We start from the raw sequence: 16840 nt of genomic DNA, 5'->3' as shown, positions 1-16840 counted from the left end.
CTGTTGGCCCGCACCATCCGGCATTGAGCCAGCCCGATCAGGCGACCTGATCGCGGCGACAACGGAAGCGACGAACCATGCAGAACCACCAGAAGCCCTCGGGAATGCCGATCCACAAGTACCGGCCTTACCACGAGCAGTTCGGGATCGACCTGCCCGACCGTACCTGGCCCGCGCAGCGGATCACCACCGCACCCCGCTGGTGCGCGGTCGACCTGCGCGACGGAAACCAGGCGCTCATCGATCCGATGAGTCCTGAACGCAAGCGGATCATGTTCGATCTGCTGGTCGGTATGGGCTACAAAGAGATCGAGGTCGGGTTCCCCTCGGCGAGTCAGACGGACTTCGACTTCGTACGCCAGCTCATCGAAGAAGGCCTGATCCCCGACGACGTCACCATCCAGGTGCTGACGCAGGCGCGCGAGCACCTGATCGAGCGCACCTACGAGTCGATCGCCGGCGCGAAGCGCGCGATCGTCCATCTCTACAATTCGACGAGTGTGCTGCAGCGCGACGTGGTCTTCCGCACCGACAAGCAGGGCATCATCGACATCGCGCTCGAGGGCGCGCGGCTGTGCCGCGAGTTCGAGAAGCGCATCCCCGAGACGGCCGTCTTCTATGAGTACTCGCCCGAGAGCTATACCGGCACCGAGCTCGAGTTCGCCGTCGACATCTGCAACCAGGTGATCGAGGTCTTCGAGCCCACGCCCGAACGCAAGGTGATCATCAACCTGCCCGCGACGGTCGAGATGGCGACGCCGAACGTGTACGCCGACTCGATCGAGTGGATGTCGCGACGTCTCGCGCACCGCGAGAACGTGATCCTGTCACTGCACCCGCACAACGACCGCGGCACGGCGATCGCGGCGGCCGAGCTCGGCTACATGGCTGGCGCCGATCGCATCGAAGGCTGCCTGTTCGGAAACGGTGAGCGCACCGGAAACGTCGATCTCGTCGCGCTGGGCATCAACCTGCTGACGCAGGGGATCGACCCGCAGATCGACTTCGGCGACGTCGATCAGGTCAAGCGGACTGTCGAGTACTGCAATCAGCTGCCCGTGCCCGAGCGCAGCCCGTGGGCGGGCGACCTCGTGTTCACCGCGTTCAGCGGCTCGCACCAGGACGCCATCAAGAAGGGCTTCGAGGCGATGGACGCGCGAGCCTCGGCCGAAGGCGTCACGGTCGACGAGATCGAATGGGCCGTGCCGTACCTGCCCATCGACCCGAAGGATCTGGGCCGTTCCTACGAAGCGGTCATCCGGGTGAATTCGCAGTCCGGCAAGGGCGGCGTCGCGTACCTACTGAAGACCGACCACGCGATCGACCTGCCTCGAAAGCTCCAGATCGAGTTCTCGGGTGTCGTGCAGGCGAAGACGGATGCCGAGGGCGGCGAGGTCACCAGCGACCAGATCTGGGCGATCTTCCACGACGAGTATCTGCCCACCGAGAAGGCCGACGATCGCTGGGGCCGCTTCGAGCTGCTCGCCACCAGCACCCGCAGCGACATGTCGGGTGACGTCTCTCTCGACGTCACCCTGCGCGACGGCGATGAGCGGTACGAGGCCTCCGGTCGGGGCAATGGTCCGGTCGCCGCGTTCCTCGAGATCGTGCGCTCGCATGGCTTCGACGTGACGCTGTACGACTATGTCGAGCATGCCCTGAGCGCAGGAGGCGATGCCCAGGCCGCGTCCTACGTGGAGCTGCAGGTCGACGGCGAGCGCCTGTGGGGCGTCGGCATCGACGGCGACATCTCGACGGCATCCCTGAAGGCGATCGTCTCGGGTGTCAACCGCGCGATCCGAACGCGCGAGCGCTCCGGCGCCCTCGCCGCGGTCTGACCCGCAGCGACCACGCCGACAGCGCGCCGGCATCTGACGAGACCGTGGGCCCCTCCCACGGTCTCGTCTGTGTGTCGCCTGCTCGTCGCAGCTGAGTTGTCACGATTCGGGTCACGGCTTGATGATCGGTATCGCGGTCGTTTCGACGGCGACCTTGCGGCGGTAGAGGGCGCGCTGCTCGGGCAGTGAGATGTCGAAGATCACCGCGAGCAGTCGGATCACGGTGGTGACGACGATGCCGATGATGGCCGCGACCACGACATTCGCCCCCAGCCCGTGCGCGGTCGCGAGCACGAGGCATCCTGCGCCGGCTGCGACCGCGTAGAGGGACCCGACGTGCATGATCGCGACGGGAAGGCCCATGATCATGTCGCGCAGGATGCCGCCGCCCACCGCTGCGCATACTCCGACGAAGACGGCGGGAACGACCGGAAGTCCGAGCACGAGGGCCTTGCTGGTGCCGAACGCGCCGAACAGGCCGATGACGAGAGCGTCGAGCCCGAGAATGAGTGCGTTGAGACGCTGGAACAGCCCTGCCAGCAGCATGCCGAGCAGGGCGGCGAGCGTTGCGGTCAGCAGGTACCAGTTGCTCTGCAGAGTGGTGGGCGTGACATTCAGGAGCAGGTCGCGGATGAGGCCGCCGCCCATGCCGACGACGATGCCGATGATCGCCACGCCGAGCAGGTCGAGGCGCCGCTCCCCGCGGAACCCCGATGCGAAGAGTGCTCCTTGGATGCCACCGAGGCCCACGGCGATGAGGTCTGCCCACAGGGGGATCACGAAGATCGGCTCGTTCACCCCTCCATTGTCGGCGAGTCGCGAAGCTCGCGTGGCATCTCAGGGGATGTGCGTGCGCACCGCGGCGAGGAATCCGTCGACGTCGTCGGCCCAGAGGCGGACCGCGTCGACGTCGACGACCTCTCCGCGCAGACGGGTCGCGACAGGATGCTCCAGCACGACGAGAACGTTGGTCTCGTTCTGCATGCGCAGCGCGAGCGTGCGTCCGTGCGCCTCGCGCCTGATCTTGGGGGCCTTCTCCGTGACGTCTCGCGAGCGCTCGACCGACGCGACGGCCTCCCAGGGCAGGTCGACGTCGATGTCGGCGCCGACGCGGGCACGGATGCCGGCGGGCCCGACGGCGTGTGGTCGGGTGAGGTAGCTGAGCAGCAGTCCCACCATCCATGTGACACCCCAGATCCCGAGCACGAGCAGGGGGATTCGCACCCACGGCCACGGATGCACGATGAGATCGATGATGGGTATCTCGAGGGCGGAGAGCGAGATGAAGACGATGAGGATCGTCAGGACAGGGGAGTGGTAGGCGAACGCCGAGGCACCGACCGGCACGCGCGGTCGACGGAAGACCCACCGATAGAGGCTCTGCCAGATCCCGACCTCGGCGCGCCACGCGGTACGGGCGATTCCGGCCAACCGACCACCCGGCGTCGGCGATGAGGGCCTGATTCCGACGTTCATCCGATCTCCGTGCGCTCGCGCTGTCGGTGGTCGTGCTCGGCGATCAGCAGGTGCAGACGCTCCTGAATGTGGGCGAGCGCCTGCAGCGCGGTCTGCACCGTCTCGGCATCGAGTCCCGCCACCAGATCGGAGCCGAGGGCGGTGTGCTCGGCATCCATGGTCTCCATGATCGAGAGTCCGCGCTCGGTGAGCTGCACGAGCACCGCTCGTCTGTCGCTCGGATGAGGCTCGCGGCGGGCGAACCCGGTGGCGTCGAGGGCGTCGACGAGCGTCGTCACGTTGCGGGGCGTCACGCCGATGGCCTCCGCGAGGTGCACCTGGGTCTGCGGACCGCCGTGATAGAGCACCCAGAGCAGGTGCGTCCGGGATGTGGTGAGACCGCGACGGTCGAGCTCGCGCTCCTGGTCGGCATGGAGCAACTGCGAGATGCCGAGGAGGGAGTCAAGAATCTGCGTACCAGACATAGTGAATATGTCTACATAATGATGCGGCGGTCCATCTTGACGCAACGGGCCGCGCCGTAGCGTCCCGCGGGGGAGGCGGCGACCATAATTGAAGCGTGCCCACCTACCGCGATGAAGTCGTGGTCTTGCGCACCCATAAACTGGGCGAGGCCGACCGGATCGTGACGATGCTCAGCCGTCGACACGGCAAGCTGCGCGCCGTCGCGAAAGGCGTGCGGCGCACGACGTCGCGCTTCGGGGCGCGACTGGAGCCGTTCATGGTCGCCGATGTCCAGCTGTACCAGGGGCGCTCGCTCGACATCGTGCAGCAGGCCGAGTCGCTCGGCTCGTACGGCGCCCAGATCGCCGTCCACTATGACCGTTATACCGCCGCGCACGCGATGGTCGAAGCGGCCGACAGGCTCAACGAGGCCGAGGCGACGCCGCAGCAATACCTCCTCCTCGTCGGCGGGCTGCGTGCACTGTCTCGCGGCGAGCACGTCGCTCGCGCCGTCCTCGATTCGTACCTGCTGCGGGCGATGGCGCTCTCCGGCTGGGCCCCCGGCCTCACCGAATGCGCCCGCTGCGGTCGCAGCGGGCCGCACGACACCTTCGTCGCGCAGCTCGGCGGCATGATCTGCGGTGACTGCGCCCCCACCGGCGCGGCGCGCGTCGCAGCGCCCACCGTCATGCTCATGCACTCCCTCATGGCCGGTGAATGGGACGACGTGGATGCCGCGTCCCCGGCGTCGTCCGCGGCCGCCTCCGGACTCATCGCGGCGTACGCGCAATGGCATCTCGAGCGCGGCATCCGTTCGCTGTCCCACGTCTCAGCCGCCCCGCAGGAAGGCCGCCGGTGAGCCCCAAGCCCTACACGCATCGCGACGCAGTGGCGTATCGTCCACTCGATTGGACCGGCGTCTACCCCTCCGAGTACGAGACGGGAACGGTGCCTCATCACGTCGCCATCGTCATGGACGGCAACGGGCGATGGGCCAACCGCCGCGGCCTCACGCGCATCGAGGGGCATAAGGCGGGCGAGGCGTCGCTGCTCGACGTGGTCGCCGGCGCCATCCAGATCGGCGTGAAGCACCTGTCGGTCTATGCGTTCTCGACCGAGAACTGGGCCCGCTCTCCCGACGAGGTCCGGTTTCTCATGGGATTCAACCGCGATGTTCTGCACCGCCGCCGCGACCAGCTGAACGAGTGGGGGGTCCGGGTGCGATGGGCGGGTCGCAGGCCACGCCTCTGGAGCTCGGTGATCAAAGAGCTGCAGCACGCCGAGCGCCTGACCGCCGACAACGACGTGCTGACGCTCACGATGTGCGTGAACTACGGCGGCCGCGTCGAGCTCGTCGACGCGATGCGCTCGATCGCCGACGACGTCGCCGCCGGACGCCTCAAGCCGTCGGCCGTGTCGGAGAAGCTCATCCAGCGCCGGCTCTACCAGCCGGACATGCCCGACGTCGATCTGTTCCTGCGATCGAGCGGCGAGCAGCGCACGTCGAACTTCCTGCTGTGGGAATCTGCGTACGCCGAGTTCGTCTTCCTCGACACCCTCTGGCCCGACTTCACCCGGGCCGACCTCTGGCACGGCATCGACGCCTACCTCGGCCGCGAGCGACGTTTCGGCGGGGCCGTCGACACCCCGACGGCGTGACTCGGGGCGCATTCCCCGGAATAGATCCCCCGGATCCTCGGGTTGTCACCAGCATGACGGACGCCATCAAGATCGACGTATGGAGCGACATCGCCTGCCCGTGGTGCTATATCGGCAAGCGGAATCTCGAGAAGGGGCTGGCCGAGGCATCCGCTGATGAGGACGCCCCCGCAGTGGAGGTGACCTTCCACTCGTTCGAGCTCTCGCCCGACACCCCCGTCGATTTCGAAGGCGACGAGCTGGACTTCCTGTCGCAGCACAAGGGTATGGCGCGCGAGCAGGTGCAGCAGATGCTGGAGCGCGTGACGGGAGTCGCCGCCGAGGCGGGACTCGACTATCACTTCGACCTGCTCAAGCACACCAACACGGTGAAGGCGCACGAGCTGCTGCACTTCGCGAAGGAGCAGGGACGCCAGCACGAACTCGCCGAGCGACTGATGGCGGCGTACTTCACCGAGGGACGCCACCTCGGCCGTGAGGACGAGCTGGTCGCACTCGCGACGGATGCCGGCCTCGATGCCGACGCCGCGCGCGAGGCGCTGCAGTCCGGTCGATACCTGGAGGCCGTCCGCGCCGACCAGGCCCAGGCTCAGGCCTACGGGATCAACGGCGTGCCGTTCTTCGTGATCGACGGCAAGTACGGCGTGTCGGGCGCCCAGCCCGCCGAGGCGTTCGCTCAGATCGTCCGCCAGGTGTGGGCAGAGAATCGCGAGCCCGCGGACGTCGACGCCTGACTCCCTCGCAACGCCACAACGCAACAGCGCGCGAGAATCACGATGATTCTCGCGCGCTGTTGCGATTCTCCGCAGAGTGAGCCGGCGCCCGCCTGCTCGACGGGCTCAGCGCGGCAGGTGCGACTCGATGACCTCGACGATCGCCGGGTCATCCGGCTTCACGTTCGGACGGAATCGATGCACGCCACCCTCCGGCGTCAGCACGAACTTCTCGAAGTTCCACAGAATCGGGCCCTTCTTGCCCTCGGCGTCCTCTGCCTTCTTCAACGCCTTGTAGAGCGGCGCTGCTTTACCGCCGTTGACCTTCACCTTGTCGACGACCGGGAAGGTGACGCCCCAGGTCGTCGAGCAGTACTCGAGGATCTCATCCATCGATCCCGGCTCCTGCCCCATGAACTGGTTGCACGGGAAGCCCAGCACGGTGAATCCGCGATCGGCGTACGCGCGCTGCAGCTGCTCGAGCTGTTCGTACTGGGGTGTCAGTCCGCACTTCGATGCGACGTTCACGACCAGGACCACCTGTTCTCCGAAATCGGCCAGAGTCGCGGTGCCGCCGTCGGCGGTCTGGAACGGGATCTCGCGCAGGTCGGTCTTGGTCGCCTCTGTCATGCCCCCAGGCTAAGGCCTGCGATTCGGGCGGGGGCCGGATTCGCACTTCGGCTCGCTGCGCTCACTCAGCGCAAGTCTGGGAGAATGAACCCGTGACAACCGCCATAGCTCCCGCGCGCACCCTCCGAATAGGGCCCATCGAACTCGATGCGCCCGTCGTGCTCGCTCCGATGGCCGGAATCACGAACACGGCATTCCGGCGCCTGTGCCGCGAATACGGCGCCGGCCTCTACGTCAGCGAGATGATCACCTCGCGGGCGCTCGTCGAGCGCAATGCGACCACGATGCGGCTCATCACGCACCACGAGTCCGAAACGCCTCGCTCGATCCAGCTGTACGGAGTCGATCCCGCAACGGTCGAGAGTGCGGTGCGCGTGCTGGTCGAAGAGGACCGCGCCGATCACATCGACCTGAACTTCGGATGCCCCGTCCCCAAGGTCACGCGCAAGGGCGGCGGCGCCGCACTGCCGTGGAAGCTCGGACTCTTCCGCGACATCGTGACGCGCGCGGCGCGCGCGGCCGGCGACATCCCGCTCACGGTGAAGATGCGCAAGGGAATCGACTCCGACCACATCACCTACCTCGACGCCGGCCGGATCGCCGAGGACGCCGGCGTCGCCGCCGTTGCACTCCACGCCCGCACAGCGGCGGAGTTCTACTCGGGCCAGGCCGACTGGTCGGCGATCGCGAAGCTCAAGGAAGCCGTGACGAGCATCCCGGTCCTCGGCAACGGCGACATCTGGTCGGCCGACGACGCCGCGCGGATGATGGCCGAGACGGGCTGCGACGGTGTGGTCGTGGGTCGCGGATGCCTCGGCCGACCCTGGCTGTTCGGTGATCTCGCGCGCGCCCTCGGCGAACCCGACGCCGCAGCCGGCCCGCCGGTCGACGCCACGCTCGCATTCGTCGCGCAGGCCTTCCGCCGTCACGCCGAGCTGCTGGTGGAGTTCTTCGACGACGAGGGGCGCGGATGCCGTGACATCCGCAAGCATGTCGCCTGGTACTTCAAGGGCTACCCGGTCGGCGGCGAGTTGCGTGCGAGTCTGGCCACCGCTTCGACTCTGGCCGAGATCGACGACCTCCTGGCCGAGATGGATCTCGCCGCGCCCTACCCCGGTCACGCCGCAGAAGGTCAGCGAGGCCGCGCCGGCACCCCCAAGCGCCCCGCGCTCCCCGACGGCTGGCTGGACTCGCGCGATCTCGGCGCCGAGGCATCCTGTGCCCTCGCCGACGCAGAACTCGACCACAGTGGCGGGTGAGGGCGTCGGCATGTCGGAGCGGCCGCCGGGCTACGACGATGCGGATGCCGCGCGCTTCCACGCAGAGCACCACCGGTCCCAGCGCGACGGATTCGCGAGAGACCGTGCGCGCGTGCTGCATTCTGCGGCGCTGCGACGCCTCGCGGCCAAGACGCAGGTGCTGAGCCCGGCGAGTCCCGCCGATTTCGCCCGCAACCGCCTCACGCACTCGCTCGAAGTGGCACAGGTGGGGCGCGAACTCGCGACTGCGCTTCATCTCGCGGCGGATGTCGTCGATACGGCGTGCCTCAGCCACGATCTCGGTCACCCGCCGTTCGGCCACAACGGCGAGCGCGCCATGAACGAGTGGGCGGCGGATGTCGGCGGGTTCGAGGGCAACGCCCAGACGCTGCGCATCCTCAGTCGTCTCGAACCCAAGGTGATCGACGCCGGCGGGCGGAGCTTCGGCCTGAACCTCACCCGGGCGAGCCTCGACGCCTCCTGCAAATACCCGTGGACGGCGGATCATCCACTGCCGGATCCCGGCGGCCGCCTCAAGTTCGGGGTCTATCCCGAGGACGAGGACGTATTCCGCTGGATGCGCGAGGGCGCTCCGGGGCGCGTGCGCTGCATCGAGGCCGAGGTCATGGATCTCTCCGACGACATCGCATACTCCGTGCACGACTTCGAGGATGCCGTCGTGAACGGCTATCTCGACCCTGCACGTCTGGCCGCCCCGGCCGAGCACCAGGCTCTGCTGACCGCGATCCAGGCCTGGGTCGGGTTCGACTTCGCCCGCGACGAGCTCGAGGACGCGTTGTACCGACTCATGCGCATCCCCGAATGGATCGACTCGTTCGACGGCACGCGCGCGTCGCTGGCGGGCCTGAAGAACCTGACCTCCGACCTCATCGGCCGCTTCGCACGGGCAGCCACCACAGCGACTCGCGACGCTTATGAGACGTCGGTGCTCACCCGCTATCGCGGCCGTCTCATCGTTCCGCGCGTGGTGCAGGCCGAGATGGCGGTGCTGAAGGGCACGATCGGCGCCTTCGTCGTGTCGATAGAGGGCCGTAAGGACCTCTACAAGGAGCAGCGACGCGTCCTCAAGCGCCTCGCGACGGCACTGTGGGAGCGTCCCGATTCCCTCGATCCGCTGCACGCGCAGGACTTCGCCGTGGCAGAGACCTACGCCGCGCGACGCCGCGTCGTCGTCGACCAGGTCGCCAGCCTCACGGATCAGCTCGCGATCGCGTGGCACGGCTCGCTCGTCGCACCCGTGGACGCGGCATCCCTCGGTGTATGGGCGCCCGGCGCCCGCCCCATGGACGCGGCCCACACCGCCACGTCCACGCCTCCTGAGGCCCGCTGATGGCGGGGCGCATCCGGCAAGCGGACGTCGACGAGGTGAAGGCGCGCACGAACATCGCCGACATCATCGGGGAGCGTGTGGCGCTCAAGAACGCCGGGGTGGGCGCGATGAAGGGGCTGTGCCCTTTCCATGACGAACGCAGTCCCAGCTTCAATGTGCGTCCGCAGGCCGGCTTCTACCACTGCTTCGGCTGCGGCGAGTCGGGCGACGTCTACTCGTTCCTGCGTGCCATGGACCATGTGTCGTTCACCGAGGCGGTCGAGCGGCTCGCAGGGCGTATCGGCTTCGCGCTGCACTACGAAGACGGCGGGGCTGCGCCCGAGAACACCGGGCGCACGCGGCTCTACGCCGCGAACTCCGCCGCGGCGGAGTACTTCCGCGCTCAGCTCGCCACCCCCGACGCCGACATCGCCCGCCGCTTTCTCGGAGAGCGCGGATTCGACGCGGGCGCCGCCGCCCACTTCGGCGTCGGATACGCGCCCAAAGGCTGGTCCGCGATGCACTCCGCGCTTCGTTCGCAGGGATTCAGCGACGAGGAGCTCAGCACCGCGGGTCTCGTCTCGCAGGGTCAGCGGGGGGTCTACGACCGATTCCGCGGCCGGGTGGTGTGGCCGATCCGCGACGTCACCGGTCAGGTGATCGGGTTCGGCGCGCGCAAGCTCTTCGACGATGACCAGGGCCCGAAGTACCTCAACACCCCCGAGACGACGATCTACAAGAAGGCCCAGGTGCTGTACGGCCTCGACCTCGCCAAACGCGACATCTCCCGCTCGCACCGCGTGGTGGTCGTCGAGGGGTATACGGATGTGATGGCATGCCATCTCGCGGGGATCACGACCGCGATCGCGACGTGCGGCACCGCGTTCGGGTCGGATCACATCTCGGTGCTTCGCCGGGTCATGGGCGACGACACCACCGCGGGCGAAGTCGTGTTCACGTTCGATCCGGATGCCGCAGGTCAGAAGGCCGCATTGCGCGCGTTCGCCGACGCCAAGCGGTTCAACGCCCAGACCTACGTCGCGACCGGTCCCGAAGGCCTCGACCCGTGCGATCTGCGACTGGCGCGCGGAGACGGTGCGGTGCGAGGACTCATCGAGACGAAGGTGCCGATGGTCGAGTTCGTCCTGGATCAGCGGATCTCGGGCTTCGACCTCGCGAGCGTGGAGGGCCGTGTGGGGGCACTGCGCGCTGCAGCCCCGGTCGTCGCGGATCTGCGCGATCCCCTCCTGCAGCCCGAGTACGTGCGCGTGCTCGCCCGACGCCTCGGCATGGACACCGAAGACGTCCGCCGCGAGGTCGAACGGGCCGCACGCGGCCTCGGCTCGCGGCGCGACGGCACGTCCGGTGCCGCCCCGGTCGACGTTCCCGCCGACGAGGCGGCGATGCGCGTGAGCGTCGCGTCTCTGCCGCGAACCCCCGACGTCGGCATCGAGCGCGATGCGCTCATGGGAGTGCTGCAGTTCGGCCACCGCATGGACGCCGACCTCGTCGCACGCGCTCTCGAACTGCCGTTCCGCCATCCCGCCCTGGATGCGGTGCGCGTGGCGGTGCAGAACGCCCCCGATATGCAGCGGCCCGGGTGGGCGATGGATGCCGTCACCGCCGTGCGCGAGCCGTTTCGATCACTGGGGGCCGAACTCCTCGCGAGCGATTTCCCGGCGTCGAACGACGACGAGGCGGTGTCTTCGGCGACCGACTTGGCGCGCAGACTCCTCATGCGCGGCCTGGCCCGCGAGAAGAGCGAGCTGCTCGGCGCGATCCAGCGCGTGCCGGCGGATTCCGAGGAAGGCCGCAGCATACGTCTGCGGCTGCGCGAAATCGACGCGCGTCGCCAGGTCGTCGCCGACGAGGTGTGATCCGCCCCCGCGTCCCTCCTGGCGACGGACACGATGACAGGGCAGGATGTGGGCATGCCCCGCCGACGAGACGACGATGTCGCGATCGACTGCACCGACCTGTCGATCGCCCGATCGCGCCGCGGCGGTCCCGTGCAGCGGGTGATCGACGGCGTCTCGTTCCGGCTGCCGCGCGCCGGCACGCTCGCACTGCTCGGACCGACGGGTGCCGGTAAGTCCTCGCTGGCCGCGGTGCTCGCCGGAATCGACGAGCACGGGCTCGCCGTCGTCGGCGGCGCCGCGTTCGTGGAAGGGATCTCGATCCGTCGTCCCGGTCGCGAGCACCGCCTGCTGGCGTACTGCACGGGCTACCTGCCCCAGTCCGCGGGCGCGCATCTGCCGGCGCGGCTGACCGTCGCCGAAGCGATCGGCGAGCCGCTCACGAGCCGTGACCGGCACGTGAATCCGCGCGCGTTGGCCGTGCGGGTGGCCTCTCTGCTCGACGAGTTGATGCTGCCGCTCGGCGCCGCGCCGAAGTATCCGTACGAGCTGAGCGCAGGCATGCGGCAGCGTGTCGCGTTCGCGCGTGCACTCATGCTGGAGCCGCGTCTCCTCATCGCCGACGAGCCGTTCTCCAACCTCGACATCGAAGTGCGAAAGGCCGCCCGCGACGCGATCGTGCGCCGGCGAAGCGAATTCGGCATGGCGGCGCTCGTCGTCACGAACGACAAAGACGTGGTGCGCGACCTCGATGCCGATGTGCTGGTGCTGCGCGGCGGCCACGCGATCGCCTACGGACACGGCACGAACGATCTCCTCTGGACTCCCAGCGCAGACGCCGATCATCGACTCATCTCCTCCTGAATGTCACGAGCACCCTTTCGGCTTTGCTAATATGGGATGGTTGCCCGCGCGAGAGTGCGGGACATTCCTCCATAGCTCAATTGGCAGAGCAATCGGCTGTTAACCGATAGGTTCTTGGTTCGAGTCCAAGTGGGGGAGCGAACGGCCCCGGACTCCACTCTGGGGCCGTTCTTCATTTGCTCGGCGGTTCCTGAGGGGTGCACATGGCGGGTCGCGCCAAAGCGGTGCCGGTGCTCCCGGTCGAGGGAACGGTGCCCGCACCCGCGCCCATCTACCGCTCCACGTCGCTGTTGACCGTCCTGGCGCTGTTCGCGGCATCCGTCGCATGGGTCGTGCTCGATGTGATCTTCGGGGGACAGCCGTGGACGTTCCCTGTCGCGCTGCCCGCTCCGTGGCTCTTGCTCCTGCTGATCCCGTCGGTTGCGGCGATCCTGCTCGCGCTGCGCGGCATCGTCGTGTGGTCGATCGCGCTGGCGGTCCTCAGTCTCGGCATCGTTCCGACCGGCGCGACGACGATCGCGGTGGTGCTGGTCGCCCTCTGGCTCGTGCGCCGCATCCGCAGTCAGTGGGCCGCCCACGACCTCGATACGGTCCTGGCGACCGCAGCCGCGCGCGGTCTGCCCGTGCTCGCCGTCCAGCACGTCGCCGGCTCCGCGAAGAAGCGGCGCACCGCCTCTCAGACGACCCAGGTGCAGGTGCGAGACGTCGACAGCGGCGAACTGGCGACCGCTCGGGTGTGGGGGCGCGTGGACGTCGGCACCCACATGGTTCGACAGGGGATGAACATCATCGCCCAGGCACCGCCCGGCGCCGACGCGCACTTGCGTCGCTGGGTCGAGCGGCAGAACCGCCGATAGCCGGACCGTCAGGCGTCGAGGTCGTCGATTCCCGGTGTCCAGGAGCTGCCGGGACGCCCCCAGCCTCGCTTGCGTGCGATCTTCTGCACCGTCTTCCAGTCGCCATCACCGAGTCGGTCGACGTACAGGATGCCGTCCAGGTGGTCGAACTCGTGCTGCATGATGCGCGCGCGCCAGCCGTCGATCTGGATGCGGACCGGCGCACCGGCCAGATCGATGCCGGTCACGAGCACTTCGTCGGACCGCCGAAGGGGGAATCGCTCACCCGGGAATGAGAGGCACCCCTCGGCCTCGTCATCGGGGTCGGGCTCACCAGGGTCGAGCGGACGCATCCAGAGTTCAGGATTGATGATCACGCCGCGCCAGGGCGCGCCGTCGTCGTCGGGGTACGAGTACGTGTAGATGCGAAGCCCCACCCCCACCTGTGGAGCGGCGAGACCGACGCCGGGCGCGGCATCCATCGTCTCGAACATGTCGGCCACGAGCGTCCGGACCTCGTCCGTGATCTCGTCCACCGACGCGGCGGGGGAGTGGAGGACGGGATCGCCCATGATGCGAATCGGGAGAACAGCCACGCCTTGAGCCTATCGACCGATGGCTGCGGCTAGTGTCGATGTGTGGTGTGGACAGCGGTGGAACTCGAGGACGTGGGCGATCAGCTCGTCGGCGCCTTCCAGAATCCCGGAATCCTCATCGGCATCCCGCTGGCACTGCTCGGTGCCGTCTTCATGTCGTTCGGTGCGCAGTACCAGCATCGCGGCGTGACCAAGGTCGAGCGGCTGAGCGGGGGGCACACCAACCAGGGCCTCGGGCCCAGTCACCTGCTGAAACTGCTCGCGCGGCCCTCTTGGGTCATCGGCACGGTGATGCTGGGTCTCGCGATCGTCTGCCAGCTCTCGGCCCTGTATTTCGCTCCGCTCATCGTGGTGCAGCCCCTCGGCGCGGTCGCCCTTGTCATCACAACGCTGCTGAACGCCCAGATCAGCGGGCACAAGCCCACGAGGCGGTCGCTGATCGCGATCGGCGCCTGTGTCGGCGGAATCTTCGTCTTCGTCACGATCGCGGCGCTGTTCGCGACCGAGAAGCCGGTGTCGAACGGACAGCTGATCACGATCCTCGTGCTTCTGGGCGTGGTCACGCTTGTCTTCGCGGGTCTGTGGATCTGGCTCCGCACGCGCATGGGCGCGTTGTTCTACATCACCGCCGCCGGTGTCATCTATGGCTTCGTCGCGACTCTCGCCAAGGTCGTGATCGAGCGCGTGAAGGTCAGTGACTTCGATTGGCTGACGTTCACCTGCCTTGCGGCGCTCATCATCGGCGCCATTGTCGGCGCATACTTCGTGCAGAGCGCATACGCCTCGGGACCTCCCGATCTCGTCGTCGCCGGCCTCACTGTCATCGATCCCATCGTCGCGATCATCATCGGCCTCACGATCCTGCAGGAGGCGGCCGGTGCTCCGCTCTGGGTCTACATCGCCTTCGCGATCGTGGGCGCGATCGCCATCTGGGGCGTGTACCAGCTCGCCAGGTACCACCCGCAGATCATCAGCGACAGCCAAGGACTGCCCATTCAGCGTGGCAGCAGCGGGGGAGCAGATGCCGGGCACCCGCACACCGGGTCGATACGTGTCACCGAGGCCGTGTCCAAGGTGTGGCCGGATCCGCCGGTCAAAGACCGCGCGGACGATCCCGGCACCCGCTGAGCCGGCCGCATCGACGCGTGCCGTCGGACGGTAGGCTCTTTGCGCGAGGGGCGGTGGCCAAGCTGGTCAAGGCAGCGGGCTCATAACCCGACGATCGTGGGTTCAAGTCCCACCCGCCCTACGAATCGAGGTCTGTCGCTGCCCAACGGGTGGCGGCAGACCTCGAGTCGTTCAGCGGGTCACCTGTATCGGTGACCCTTTCGTTTGTGTAACCTCATGCGCATCACGTGTCACTCACTCCCCGTGGAGGCGAACGATGAAGTTCTTGCAGAGACTCGGCCGATCGATCATGCTCCCGGTGGCCGTGCTGCCGGTGGCGGCGATCCTGGTCGGAATCGCCAACTGGATCCAAGGCACCGTCGGCGGCGGTGTCGTCGTAGACGTCCTTTCGACAGCGGGCCTCGCGCTGTTGTCGAACCTTGCGCTCCTGTTCGCGATCGGCATCTCGCTGGGTATGGCGAAGAAGTCCGATGGCACGTCGGCCCTGGCCGGCCTCGTGTCGTGGTTGGTCATCACATCACTTCTCAAACCGGAGTCCGTGGCGCTGTTCACCGGCGTCGAGGACGTCAACGAGGTGCCCGCGGCCTTCCTCAATATCGAGAACGTCTTCATCGGGATCATCTGCGGACTCATCGGGGCGTTCTGCTACAACCGGTTCAAGGACACCAAGCTTCCCGACGCGCTGTCGTTCTTCTCGGGGAAGCGCTCGGTCGCGATCGTGACCGCTGGCATCTCCCTCGTCGTGGCGATCTCCTCTTCTTCGTGTGGCCCTTCGTCTACGGCGGACTGGTCAGCTTCGGCGAGTGGATCTCCGGACTAGGAGCGCTCGGCGCGGGCATCTACGGCTTCTTCAACCGCCTGCTCATCCCGGTAGGCCTGCACCACGCGCTCAACTCGGTGTTCTGGTTCGACGTGGCCGGAATCAACGACCTCAACAACTTCCTCGCCGGCACCGGCGAGTATGGCGTGACCGGGCAATACATGACCGGGTACTTCCCGATCATGATGTTCGGTCTCCCCGGGGCCGCCCTCGCGATGTACCTGACAGCGAAGACCACTCGCAAGAAGATCACCTACGGCATCCTGCTCTCCGCAGCGGTGTCGTCGTTCTTCGTCGGCGTCACCGAGCCGCTCGAGTTCGCGTTCATGTTCCTCGCGCCGGTTCTCTATGTCATCCACGCGCTGTTCACTGGAATATCGATGGCGATCAGCGCGATCCTTCCCGTTCGCATGGGCTTCGGGTTCTCGGCCGGATTCGTCGATCTGGTCCTGAACTGGACGAACCCGATGGCGCAGAATCCCTGGCTGATACCGGTGATGGGTGTCTTCTGGTTCTTCATCTACTTCGGCGTGTTCTACTTCGTGATCAAGCGCTTCAACCTCAAGACGCCCGGCCGCGAGGACGACAACATCCTGGAGGAGGGCACGGAGTTCGACACCCACTCCGCAGACGAGAAGTACCTCGTCACCGGAAGTCGCTTCATCGATGCGCTCGGCGGCAAAGAGAACATCCTCGAACTCGACAACTGCGCCACTCGGCTCCGCATGGAGATCAACGACGTGAGCAAAGTCGACGACACCGCGCTCAAGCGCGCTGGCGCGGCCGGCACCATGCGGCCGGGCGGCAAGTCGGTGCAGGTGATCTACGGAACGAACGTGCAGTTCGTGAAGGACGCGATGGAAGACATCATGGCGGGGCGGGCAACCGAGCCCGACGGTGCGATTCCCGAACCTGCGCCAGCTTCTGGCGCAAGCGCCCGAGCGTCCGTTCTGACCGGTGTGCCGACGCGGATCACGCTGCGCCAGCCGCTCAGCGGCAGGGTCGTACCGCTGTCGACAGTTCCCGACCCGACGTTCGGCGAGGGGATCATGGGGCCGGGAGTGGCCATCGAGCCGAGCGGCGACACCGTCGTGGCTCCGGCCGACGGCACGGTGGGCGCGACCTTCGACAGCAGTCACGCCGTCGCGCTGGTGCTGACGGACGGTACCGAGCTGCTCATCCACGTCGGTATCGACACGGTGTCGATGAAGGGCGACGGGTTCGAGACCCTGGTAGAGAAGGGGCAGACCGTAGCGGCAGGCACGCCGTTGCTGCGCTTCGATCTCGCGAAGATCCGCGCGGCGGGCCACCCGTCGATCACCCCGGTCATCGTCCTGAACAACGAGAATGCGACGGTCGAGTTCGAATAGATCCGCTCACGCAGATCGAGG

16 protein-coding genes, 2 tRNA genes and 1 pseudogene are annotated in these 16840 nt (G+C 67.4%); 14 read left to right on the top strand and 5 right to left on the bottom strand.

Going from position 1 to position 16840, the window contains the following annotated elements; genetic code table 11:
• Positions 1-77: 77 nt before the first annotated feature.
• On the top strand, positions 78-1838 hold the full coding sequence (gene leuA / locus KEC57_RS08590; RefSeq protein ID WP_229384147.1) for a 2-isopropylmalate synthase: 1761 nt from the start codon (positions 78-80) through the stop codon (positions 1836-1838).
• Positions 1839-1949: 111 nt separating this feature from the next.
• Here leuA and KEC57_RS08585 read toward each other — a convergent pair whose 3' ends face one another.
• Genes KEC57_RS08585 through KEC57_RS08575 form a run of 3 tightly spaced genes read right to left on the bottom strand, consistent with a single transcriptional unit; the run spans position 1950 to position 3778 of the window.
• The gene (locus tag KEC57_RS08585; RefSeq protein WP_229384146.1) at positions 1950-2636 is read right to left on the bottom strand and encodes a trimeric intracellular cation channel family protein; all 687 of its coding nucleotides are present in this window, start codon (positions 2634-2636) and stop codon (positions 1950-1952) included.
• Positions 2637-2675: 39 nt separating this feature from the next.
• Entirely contained in the window at positions 2676-3314 is a 639-nt protein-coding gene (locus tag KEC57_RS08580; protein ID WP_229384145.1) for a hypothetical protein, read from the bottom strand.
• Positions 3311-3778, bottom strand: coding sequence for a MarR family winged helix-turn-helix transcriptional regulator (locus KEC57_RS08575; RefSeq protein ID WP_229384144.1), 468 nt, complete (start codon positions 3776-3778; stop codon positions 3311-3313). The genes KEC57_RS08580 and KEC57_RS08575 overlap by 4 nt, the downstream gene beginning before the upstream one ends.
• Before the next feature lie 95 nt (positions 3779-3873).
• On the opposite strand from KEC57_RS08575, the gene recO reads away from it, so the two are divergent.
• Genes recO through KEC57_RS08560 form a run of 3 tightly spaced genes read left to right on the top strand, consistent with a single transcriptional unit; the run spans position 3874 to position 6151 of the window.
• Positions 3874-4617 carry a DNA repair protein RecO gene (recO, locus tag KEC57_RS08570; protein WP_229384143.1) on the top strand — a complete coding sequence of 248 codons (744 nt, stop codon included), beginning with the start codon at positions 3874-3876 and terminating at the stop codon, positions 4615-4617.
• Positions 4614-5417: an isoprenyl transferase gene (locus KEC57_RS08565; RefSeq protein WP_229384142.1), complete on the top strand. Its 804-nt coding sequence runs from the start codon at positions 4614-4616 to the stop codon at positions 5415-5417. Before recO ends, KEC57_RS08565 begins: the two co-directional genes overlap by 4 nt.
• 53 nt (positions 5418-5470) lie before the next feature.
• Positions 5471-6151, top strand: a complete 681-nt coding sequence (locus KEC57_RS08560) for a DsbA family oxidoreductase (RefSeq protein WP_229384141.1) — start codon at positions 5471-5473, stop codon at positions 6149-6151.
• Positions 6152-6256: 105 nt separating this feature from the next.
• On the opposite strand, the gene KEC57_RS08555 is transcribed toward KEC57_RS08560, so the two are convergent.
• The gene (locus tag KEC57_RS08555; RefSeq protein ID WP_229384140.1) at positions 6257-6760 is read right to left on the bottom strand and encodes a glutathione peroxidase; all 504 of its coding nucleotides are present in this window, start codon (positions 6758-6760) and stop codon (positions 6257-6259) included.
• Between the two features lie 92 nt (positions 6761-6852).
• Here KEC57_RS08555 and dusB point away from each other — a divergent pair, with 92 nt between their 5' ends.
• The 6 genes from dusB (at position 6853) to KEC57_RS08525 (ending at position 12926) form a co-directional block, all read left to right on the top strand.
• Entirely contained in the window at positions 6853-8019 is a 1167-nt protein-coding gene (gene dusB, locus KEC57_RS08550) for a tRNA dihydrouridine synthase DusB (protein WP_229384139.1), read from the top strand.
• A 10-nt stretch (positions 8020-8029) separates the two neighbouring features.
• Entirely contained in the window at positions 8030-9370 is a 1341-nt protein-coding gene (locus tag KEC57_RS08545) for a deoxyguanosinetriphosphate triphosphohydrolase (RefSeq protein WP_229384418.1), read from the top strand.
• Positions 9370-11226: a DNA primase gene (gene dnaG, locus KEC57_RS08540; protein WP_229384138.1), complete on the top strand. Its 1857-nt coding sequence runs from the start codon at positions 9370-9372 to the stop codon at positions 11224-11226. Before KEC57_RS08545 ends, dnaG begins: the two co-directional genes overlap by 1 nt.
• Positions 11227-11280: 54 nt before the next feature.
• On the top strand, positions 11281-12069 hold the full coding sequence (locus KEC57_RS08535) for an ATP-binding cassette domain-containing protein (RefSeq protein ID WP_229384137.1): 789 nt from the start codon (positions 11281-11283) through the stop codon (positions 12067-12069).
• Between the two features lie 65 nt (positions 12070-12134).
• Positions 12135-12207: transfer RNA gene (locus tag KEC57_RS08530), tRNA-Asn, on the top strand.
• 65 nt (positions 12208-12272) lie between these two features.
• Positions 12273-12926: a hypothetical protein gene (locus tag KEC57_RS08525; protein WP_229384136.1), complete on the top strand. Its 654-nt coding sequence runs from the start codon at positions 12273-12275 to the stop codon at positions 12924-12926.
• Between the two features lie 8 nt (positions 12927-12934).
• On the opposite strand, the gene def is transcribed toward KEC57_RS08525, so the two are convergent.
• Positions 12935-13501, bottom strand: coding sequence for a peptide deformylase (def, locus tag KEC57_RS08520; protein WP_229384135.1), 567 nt, complete (start codon positions 13499-13501; stop codon positions 12935-12937).
• 42 nt (positions 13502-13543) lie between these two features.
• Here def and KEC57_RS08515 point away from each other — a divergent pair, with 42 nt between their 5' ends.
• The 4 genes and pseudogenes from KEC57_RS08515 to KEC57_RS08500 all read left to right on the top strand — a co-directional run bounded on the left by KEC57_RS08515 (position 13544) and on the right by KEC57_RS08500 (position 16819).
• A complete protein-coding gene (locus tag KEC57_RS08515; protein ID WP_229384134.1) occupies positions 13544-14629 on the top strand; it encodes a DMT family transporter in 1086 nt (361 codons plus the stop codon).
• 47 nt (positions 14630-14676) lie between these two features.
• Positions 14677-14750, top strand: a tRNA-Ile gene (locus KEC57_RS08510).
• A gap of 135 nt (positions 14751-14885) precedes the next feature.
• Positions 14886-15763, top strand: a pseudogene (locus KEC57_RS19175) (PTS transporter subunit EIIC); the annotation flags it as partial.
• Positions 15764-15775: 12 nt separating this feature from the next.
• Positions 15776-16819 (top strand): glucose PTS transporter subunit IIA, encoded by a 1044-nt coding sequence (locus KEC57_RS08500; protein WP_372457012.1) that lies wholly within the window; start codon positions 15776-15778, stop codon positions 16817-16819.
• Positions 16820-16840: the final 21 nt, after the last annotated feature.

Source organism: Microbacterium allomyrinae, assembly GCF_020682705.1.
Classification (GTDB): Bacteria; Actinomycetota; Actinomycetes; order Actinomycetales; family Microbacteriaceae; genus Microbacterium; species Microbacterium allomyrinae.
This window is presented reverse-complemented; position numbering and strand designations above follow the sequence as displayed.

Excerpts from the sequence above, each read along its gene's own strand:
- leuA (WP_229384147.1), top strand. The coding sequence starts at position 78 with ATGCAGAACCACCAGAAGCCCTCGGGAATGCCGATCCACAAGTACCGG.
- KEC57_RS08580 (WP_229384145.1), bottom strand. The coding sequence starts at position 3,314 with ATGAACGTCGGAATCAGGCCCTCATCGCCGACGCCGGGTGGTCGGTTG.
- KEC57_RS08575 (WP_229384144.1), bottom strand. The coding sequence starts at position 3,778 with ATGTCTGGTACGCAGATTCTTGACTCCCTCCTCGGCATCTCGCAGTTG.
- KEC57_RS08560 (WP_229384141.1), top strand. The coding sequence starts at position 5,471 with ATGACGGACGCCATCAAGATCGACGTATGGAGCGACATCGCCTGCCCG.
- KEC57_RS08555 (WP_229384140.1), bottom strand. The coding sequence starts at position 6,760 with ATGACAGAGGCGACCAAGACCGACCTGCGCGAGATCCCGTTCCAGACC.
- KEC57_RS08545 (WP_229384418.1), top strand. The coding sequence starts at position 8,030 with ATGTCGGAGCGGCCGCCGGGCTACGACGATGCGGATGCCGCGCGCTTC.
- dnaG (WP_229384138.1), top strand. The coding sequence starts at position 9,370 with ATGGCGGGGCGCATCCGGCAAGCGGACGTCGACGAGGTGAAGGCGCGC.
- KEC57_RS08535 (WP_229384137.1), top strand. The coding sequence starts at position 11,281 with ATGCCCCGCCGACGAGACGACGATGTCGCGATCGACTGCACCGACCTG.
- KEC57_RS08525 (WP_229384136.1), top strand. The coding sequence starts at position 12,273 with ATGGCGGGTCGCGCCAAAGCGGTGCCGGTGCTCCCGGTCGAGGGAACG.
- KEC57_RS08500 (WP_372457012.1), top strand. The coding sequence starts at position 15,776 with ATGTTCCTCGCGCCGGTTCTCTATGTCATCCACGCGCTGTTCACTGGA.